Below are 7,200 nucleotides of genomic sequence, written 5' to 3'. Positions count from 1 at the left end.
CCGGACGGCGGTGCCGTCCTGGCCGCGGACAGCGACCCCCGCTAACATACATACATGCATGTACGAAATAAGTCGGGTCCGGACCGGTCAGCAGGGCAGGGCTCGGCCAGTCGTCCCCGTTCCAGCCAGGCCGAACGCAGCGCGCAGACCCGCGGCGCCCTGCTGGCGTCCGCTGCCCGGGGCCTGTCCCGGTGCGGCTACGGCAACCTCGTGCTGGAGCAGGTGGCGAGCGACGCCGGGTACACCCGGGGCGCCCTCTACCACCAGTTCAAGGACAAGCAGGACCTGACCCTGGCCGCCCTCCAGTGGATCCTCGACACCTGGGAGCAGGAGGTGGGCAGCCTCGTCGGCCAGGAGTCGGAGCCCGTCGCGGCGCTGCTGGCCATGGCGCGCGGACACGCCGTCTTCTGCCGACGCGACTTCGCCCGCATGGCGATCGCGCTGCGGCTGGAGTTCACCGGGCAGGACCATCCCGTCGGGCGCGAGGTGGAGCGGAGCTACGACGAGCTCGTCACCCACTGCGTCCAGCTCATCGACGCGGGCCGCGCGGCGGGAACGATCCCGTCCGGCCCTCCGGCCCGTACTCTCGCGCTCGCCTTCGTCGGCGCCCTTGAAGGAACCGTCGTCGCCCTGGCCGGCCAGGCCCCGCATGACGAGCTGCTCGCCGAACGCGCCGTCGCCGGCGTGCTCGGACTCGACCCCGCTGCCCCCGACCGGACGGAGGATCCCTGATGAGGATCCCGAAGACCGCGCACACGTCCCGTCACCGGCGCATCCACGAGACCGCCCCGGACTTCCGCGCCGGGGACGTCTGGGTCCTGCCGACGCCAGGCGGCCCCGGCGACCTTCCGCTGCTGGTGGAGTGGTTCGCGAAGGACGACGGCCCGAACCCGTTCTCCCCTGTCGCCCGTGTCCTCTTCGCGATCCGCCGGCACTCGGGAAGCTGTTCGGCTGGGACGAGGCCGACTCCGGCGTCGGCTCCCGGGTGCCGCCGCTGCGTAACCGGTTGCCGGAAGATCTGCGCGAGGGTCCGTGCGGGCCGGATCTCCAGTCCGTGCCGTTCACCTCGGTCTGCCTGACGGGCACCGAGTGGACGGCCGAGAGCGCCGACAACACCGTGCACACCGTGATGCACATCGGCTGTGTCCCGGACGACTCCGGCGGCTACCCGAGGCCAGATGACCGTGCTCGTGAACCGAACGGCCTGCTCGGCAGGATCTACCTGGCCGCGATCCTGCCGTTCCGGTACCTGATCGTGTACCCGGCGCTGATGCGCATGATCGGACGGGGGCGGCGGGTCGTAACCGACCTGACGTGCGGGCACCTCGGCAAGACCAAGACCGTCCCCTGCCGGCCGATGAAGACGCCGCTACTCGGACTCGCCCGAGGCAAGTTTCCGAGGGAAGTCAAGGAGATGAAGGTGGACCCAGAAAGCAACCGTCCCGTCCGCCGAGACGGGGCGAACAGGGATGATCGCGCGCTGACCGTACGTCAACAGCACGACATTCCCCAGGCGGTCCGCGCTCTCAGTCCGACCGACCCCGACTACATCGACGTCTTCACGCTCATCACGCATGACGCCTCAGACAGGTCACCGGAGCAGTGGGCCCGCGCGGCGTTCGAAGACGTCGCGGGCCTCCAGGGCCAATTCATCTGGCGGGTACTTCTCGGCCTGCGTCTGAAGCGGCGGGCATCACCGGACCACGTGGCCGGATGGAGGATCGCTGACCGCAGCGACAGGGGGATCAGGCTCGAAGCCCACTCCTGGATGCTGACCGCCCACCTCGTCGTCCAGGTCGATGACGAGCAGGTGTCGTTGGCCACGATCGTCCGCTACGACCGGCCGATAGCGGCACGCATCTGGTCGCCGCTGTCCTCGGTACACCGCCGCCTGGCGCCCGACCTGCTGCGCGACGCGCACAAGGTTCAGCAGCCGAGGCCGCGCCGATGAATCCCGTCCGCGAAGTACGGCGAGATTGCGCGGACGGCACAGGTCCTGCCTGATTCGGCCAAGCCACTCGTGGGTGCGCCGGGTCACTCCTTCTATGACATCGCGTTCGAGAACGGCAGCTCTACCGGCGGCGACCCGGCTGCTGCCGTTCCCGTCCACAGCGGCGTCCTACCCGGGGTCGAATCCGCTGGTGGCCCTGCCGCCTTCACGCCTGCGCTTCGGCAGGTCGGCCATTCCGCCACGGCTGACGGCCAGCCCCGGAGCAGTTGGGCAGTGCGGTCGTGGTTCAGAATCCGGCCACGGATTCCCCCCTTCCCTCCCGTCGGCTACTCGAACTCATCCGTCGGCGGGTCCGGTGCTCGTTTGGTTCGGCGGGTATCCCTTCGCCCGGAGCCAGGCGTCCAGAGCGAGGGCTGCGATATCTCCTGGCTGTGTTCCGTGGTCGGCGTGGTAGTGGCGGATGCGGCGTTGGATGTCGAGGTCCTTGGGCAACGCGTAGTTGACCTGCCCGCGCGTGGCCTGCCGACTGTTGATGAGGAGCAGGGTGGCGGGGTGGGGAGCCAGAGCGTCGTGGGTGGGCTGGGCCTGGGCTTCGAGCGCGTCAGCAATATGGCGGAGCCGACGTGCGTGCTCGGAGAGATCGGTCATGGGGATCTCCGGGAAGATCGCTAGGCGGCTAGCTAGCCGCCTAGTCAGCTAGGGGAATAGTCGGCCGGGGGCGGCCGGGGTCTGGTGGCCGTGGCCGCCCCCGACTGTGTGATCTCAGAAGCCGTGGGCGGTGAGCGCCTCGTCCAGTAGCACCGCGACGACGTCCGACAGGGGCAAGTGATCCAGTTCGTTGTCCAGGGCCAGCCGCTTGAGCCGCTTCTTGAGGCGGAGCTGGACCGGAGCGGAGATGTCGAGTGACTCGCGAGCGATGTGGCGTTGGTTCAGGACGGCTGCGGTGGTGGGAAGCTCCTGGGGACGGCCCGCGCCCCGGATCCAGCGACCGTTGTCGTCTTCCATGGGCTCGGAAGGTGTATTGCCGTTCGTGCTCCCGCTGTCCGCAGTCGCCCCGGGGAACGGGTTGCCTTTCGCAACAAGCTCGGAAGGCTGAGAGCGAACGCTGATCTCGGCGGGACGCTCTGACTGCGTTGCGATGCCGACCTGAACAGAGTTCCCGCCTTCTGTGGAAGATTCCACCGGATCGACCGCTTCGCGCGGCTCCACCGAGAAGTGGGCAGGCGGCGTCGGCTCCTGTACGACCTCCGGGATGGCGGTGGTTGTTCCCGCTCCGGGGGCGCCGGACTGCTCGGCTGCGAGTTGGTTCCTGGTCAGTTCGGCCGCCGGCGGGGGTGCCGGGTTCTGCGGCTTCTTCGCTCCGCCGAGTACGCGGCCACCGCTGCGGCGCCGGGGCGGGGGCTTCATCTGGTCGGTCATGCGTTGAGCTCCTTCATAAGCGCCCCGTACTCGCTCAGCTCGGTGGGTATCTCGCCGAAAGCCTCGATGTAGTGCACCCAGGAGTGGATCTTCGTCTGGGTGACCGGGAACGGTGCACTGCCGTCCTCGGGGTCGAGCAGCGCCTCCCGGGCCTTCCTGGGGAGGCTCGTCCGGTCGTCGCACTTGACCAGGACCACGTGGGCCGTAACCTCACGGTCGTTGCGGGCACTGGCCGCTTCGGCTTCGTCGAACGTGGCGGCGAGCTTGCGGGTCTCGATCTTGTGCGGGGCGACAGGCACGATCAGCCGGTCCGCGACGGTGACCGCCTCGTGGAAGATCGTCCTGCTGCCGCCTCCGACGTCCACCACGATCGCGTCGTACTCCTTGCGCTTCTCCCGGATGTACTCGGCGATGTCCTCGAACGGGTACCGCTCGACGGTCAGATTCACCGGAATCTCAAATCCATCGGCCTGCGCGACCTTGAACCAGTCGTAGCCCGACTGGCTCCCGGCATCGGCATCCAGGAAGAGGGTCTTCCTGCCCAGGACCACGGCGTAGTACAGAGCGATGAACCAGGCCGAGGTGGTCTTGGCGGTACCGCCCTTGAGCATCCCGATGACAATGACGATCGCCAGGACAAGGCCGCCGTCGTCGCCCCATACGGTGGCGACGCCTGCGAGGGTTGTGTGGCGGGTAAGTTCCTTCACGTGTGCTTCAACTCCTGTGAGTGGTGGTGTACTCGCTGTCGGGAAACCGTCGGCTGATGCGGCGGGAGTGGAGCGGGTTCCGCTTCCACCGCTCTGAATGGCTGGGTGGGGACGGCGTTGCACTCCCGACCGCATCGTCGGTGTCCGGAAATGAGGGCGGTGCTCTCGCGTTCGGCCGGGCACCTGCCTGGGGGCGGGCCTTCGTCCGGGCCGGGGGCGGGCACCCCGGCGGCGATCGTTGAGACGGAGTCCACACGCGCGCGGCCGAATCGACAGCTACCCCGCTGTGGGCCACGGAGACGAATCCGCGGGCAGGCCCGCACAGCGGGGTCACGCCGACTCATGAGCGTCAGGCAATCGGCGGGAGCCGCGCCCGGTGCGCCTCGAAGCCGCTGCCTGCCGGAGCAGTCGGTAGATGGTGCTTTCCGACCGGCCGCTCTCGGCCGCTAGATCGACCACTTGCTCGCCCGCCTCGTAGCGCTCCTGGAGCGAATCCATCAGCTGCTGCCGCGCCGCCGCAGACCGCAGCCGCCGCGTCGCCGACGCCGTGCGCGGGGGACAGTCGGCCTCGGCCAGCAGTCGGCGGACGGTCCGGTCGGAGCGGCGGCAGACCTCGGTCAGCTCCTGAATCGTCGCCCCGTTCTCGTAGAGCGTGCGCAGACGCTTGGCCAGGTTGCGCCGCGCCGAGACCCGACGGGGATCCATGCGCATCCGCCGTGTCTCGTACGGGCTGCGCATAACGGTCCCGGCGTCGCGGAGCCGGTTCCAGACGGTGCCATGCGAGATTCCCGTCATGGACTGCAGCTCCCGGATCGTGGCACCGTCCTCGTAGCGGGCTCGCAACTCGTGTGCGGTGAGCTGCGCGTGGCCAGATGTCGGGTTTGGCTGTTGAGGCTTCATGCGGCTGACTCCCAGTCGTTGAGGGCTTCGGCGTACTGGCTGACCAGCTCGTCGTATGTGCACTGGTCAGCAGAGGTGATGAGGATCAGACGGCCGTCGGAGGCGACCCGCCATTCGGGATCGGGGCACCCCGTCGCGGGGTCGAGTACGGCTCCGTCGGGCGCGCGCCACGCGGGGGGAACCTCATCGCCGCGAACGGCAGGCACCAGGACCTGCCGGCCGTCTTCGCGGACGATCACCGTGGCCTTGCGGCGACGCCCGTCACGCAGGTCCAGGACCTCGCGGTACGCCGTACGTTCGGCAGCGTGGCGTGCCACGCGCACGGCCGCGACACCTGCCGTGCCGCACTGGCGTGCGATGTCGTCCCACCCCTGGCCCGGGAGCGCGGTGGAACCGTGGACTACCTGGTCGGTGTAGCCCAAGCCTTCGAGAGCCCGCGGTGCCAGATCCCACGTCTCCGCGGTCTGTCGCGCGAGCCCGAGTGCCCTGAGTCGAGCGAGCGCCCTGTACACCGAGGCACGGGAAACCGAGGAACTGCCCGTCAGCTCTCTGATGGTCTGATGTGGGCGGGCGTGCAGGGCGGCGATGATCACGAGAGCCGAACTGCCGAGACCGTGGCGGGCGAAGGCGTCGCGGCCCATGAGGCGACTGAGCACGGTGGAGTCGATGTCGGCCGTGACTTCCGTCCCAGGGGCAGACCACTCCTCAAGTGCCGGGTCGGGGGGGCACTGAGTGGTCCTGTCGCGAGACTGAGGAGTGCTGCTGTGGCCATCGCCGAGGTACCAGACGGAGCCCTTCGTGCCGTGACCGACGCGCAGCCGGTGGAGCCAGCCACCCGGCTTCAGGACGGTCTCGTAGGCGTTGCGCAGGGTCTGCCGGGAGAGCCCCGCCTCCTCGGCTGCCTGGCGCTCGCTGGACGCGTGCCGACGCCCGCCGGCGATCTCGGCGAAGTTCAGGTGAGCGCGGAGGACCCTCAGTGCTGTCCGGCCGCGTGCGCCGCGCCACGGGGTGGTCTCTATCCGTGTGCGAAGGGCTGCGAGGTCCTCGTACGCGTGGTGGCGGGACTCCACGACCGCGGTGTTCCTGACCGCGGCACGGGCGCTGGCCCATACGCGCTGGACGTAGCTGTGCGCCCGTGAATGCCCGGACCGCAATGCGATGTTCCGGACATGGCGGCCTCCCTCGTGGTCGGGGTGCAGCAGCAGGCGGGTCAGGCTGCCGAGCGTTCCGTCGGCGCGTGCGACGTGGCAGGCGATGGCTGCGGTGACCCGGTGACCGTGGTCGGACGCGCCCTGGCGGTCCCCGCGCAGCGAGACGGACCGGCGGTCGACGGCGAGCCGGGTGTAACTGCCCGTCGCGTACCGCCCGGTGAGGTCGCCGAGGAGGACCAGGTCGGCCGCACCGCTGGGCAGGTGGTGCAGCCCGAGAGCTGCCGAGTGAGTGCCTGTGATTGCCTCTGGGCGGGTGCGAGCGGGAAGGAAAGCCTCGCTGGGGCCGTGCGGAGCAGGCGAGCCGTGTGGCATTCTGGGGGCCGTCTCTCAAAGACGTGGACGCCACCGAGGCCGCTGAAACCAGCGGTGGTGTCCGGAACCGACCTCCAATCGGTGCCAGCGAAGCCTCCAGGACGGCAATCCTGGGGGCTTTCGTATGCCTGGCTCCTGCCGGAGGCAGGCGTCCCCAACGCGGCTCGACCGGAGTCGACACAGAGCCAGTCAGAGGTCCAGCCGCTGACCGGCACCGATCGACCCGGGCCCGGAGCCAGAAAGGGGCGACTGCCCCTGACTGCCTCCGAGCACCCCGGGTCGAATCGGGGTCGAATCAGAGCGCTTTCCTCTGACTGCCTCCGATCGCCTCTGCAACCCGTCCTAGCAGGTCACAGCCGATACGACTCCCATCGGTGCAGGTCAGAGAGGTGCGCCAGATGTACAACCCGTACACACCCAACTCACCCTCCGCTCCCCGGCGACCCGCCGGAACGCAACGGCCACTGCGGAAGATGAAGCGGGTCTACGCCGGTGGCGCGCTGCTCATGCTCCTCGGCTTCGGCTGCGGCAGTACCACCGGGCCGGACGACAACCGTTCGCCCGCCGCGGCCACAAAACCGCTCCCCGACCCGACCGTCACCCCGGCGGTCACCGCCACGGCAACCGTCACCGCGACGCCTACGGCACCTGCGGCAGCGGCAGCGGCACCCACGGTCACCGTCACCAAACCCGGCCCGAC

General features: G+C 69.3%; 7 protein-coding genes and 1 pseudogene. 3 read left to right on the top strand and 5 right to left on the bottom strand.

The genetic code is table 11. The features are described 5' to 3' along the window. Positions 1-54 precede the first annotated feature (54 nt). The gene (locus ACWF94_RS28000) at positions 55-732 is read left to right on the top strand and encodes a TetR/AcrR family transcriptional regulator (RefSeq protein WP_453494261.1); all 678 of its coding nucleotides are present in this window, start codon (positions 55-57) and stop codon (positions 730-732) included. Next, positions 650-1,951, top strand: coding sequence for a DUF2867 domain-containing protein (locus ACWF94_RS27995; protein ID WP_453494258.1), 1,302 nt, complete (start codon positions 650-652; stop codon positions 1,949-1,951). The genes ACWF94_RS28000 and ACWF94_RS27995 overlap by 83 nt, the downstream gene beginning before the upstream one ends. Positions 1,952-2,287: 336 nt before the next feature. Here the strand turns inward: ACWF94_RS27995 and ACWF94_RS27990 are convergent, their stop codons facing one another. The 5 genes from ACWF94_RS27990 to ACWF94_RS27970 form a co-directional block, all read right to left on the bottom strand. Beyond that, entirely contained in the window at positions 2,288-2,599 is a 312-nt protein-coding gene (locus ACWF94_RS27990; RefSeq protein ID WP_453494255.1) for a hypothetical protein, read from the bottom strand. Positions 2,600-2,713: 114 nt separating this feature from the next. Continuing rightward, the gene (locus ACWF94_RS27985; RefSeq protein WP_453494252.1) at positions 2,714-3,370 is read right to left on the bottom strand and encodes a hypothetical protein; all 657 of its coding nucleotides are present in this window, start codon (positions 3,368-3,370) and stop codon (positions 2,714-2,716) included. Beyond that, on the bottom strand, positions 3,367-4,077 hold the full coding sequence (locus tag ACWF94_RS27980) for a ParA family protein (protein ID WP_453494249.1): 711 nt from the start codon (positions 4,075-4,077) through the stop codon (positions 3,367-3,369). The genes ACWF94_RS27985 and ACWF94_RS27980 overlap by 4 nt, the downstream gene beginning before the upstream one ends. A gap of 330 nt (positions 4,078-4,407) precedes the next feature. Then, positions 4,408-4,977, bottom strand: coding sequence for a helix-turn-helix domain-containing protein (locus ACWF94_RS27975; RefSeq protein ID WP_453494246.1), 570 nt, complete (start codon positions 4,975-4,977; stop codon positions 4,408-4,410). After that, on the bottom strand, positions 4,974-6,500 hold the full coding sequence (locus ACWF94_RS27970; protein ID WP_453494243.1) for a helix-turn-helix domain-containing protein: 1,527 nt from the start codon (positions 6,498-6,500) through the stop codon (positions 4,974-4,976). Before ACWF94_RS27970 ends, ACWF94_RS27975 begins: the two co-directional genes overlap by 4 nt. 473 nt (positions 6,501-6,973) lie before the next feature. Here ACWF94_RS27970 and ACWF94_RS27965 point away from each other — a divergent pair. Next, positions 6,974-7,200: pseudogene (locus tag ACWF94_RS27965) on the top strand (hypothetical protein); the annotation flags it as partial.

The organism is Streptomyces sp. NPDC055078 (genome assembly GCF_053607985.1).
Note: the sequence above shows the minus strand (reverse complement) of the source record. Positions and strands in the feature narration are given on the sequence as shown.

What these genes read in the sequence shown, in the direction of transcription:
- ACWF94_RS28000 (WP_453494261.1), top strand. Translation starts at nt 55, where the DNA reads ATGCATGTACGAAATAAGTCGGGTCCGGACCGGTCAGCAGGGCAGGGC.
- ACWF94_RS27995 (WP_453494258.1), top strand. Translation starts at nt 650, where the DNA reads ATGACGAGCTGCTCGCCGAACGCGCCGTCGCCGGCGTGCTCGGACTCG.
- ACWF94_RS27990 (WP_453494255.1), bottom strand. Translation starts at nt 2,599, where the DNA reads ATGACCGATCTCTCCGAGCACGCACGTCGGCTCCGCCATATTGCTGAC.
- ACWF94_RS27985 (WP_453494252.1), bottom strand. Translation starts at nt 3,370, where the DNA reads ATGACCGACCAGATGAAGCCCCCGCCCCGGCGCCGCAGCGGTGGCCGC.
- ACWF94_RS27975 (WP_453494246.1), bottom strand. Translation starts at nt 4,977, where the DNA reads ATGAAGCCTCAACAGCCAAACCCGACATCTGGCCACGCGCAGCTCACC.
- ACWF94_RS27970 (WP_453494243.1), bottom strand. Translation starts at nt 6,500, where the DNA reads ATGCCACACGGCTCGCCTGCTCCGCACGGCCCCAGCGAGGCTTTCCTT.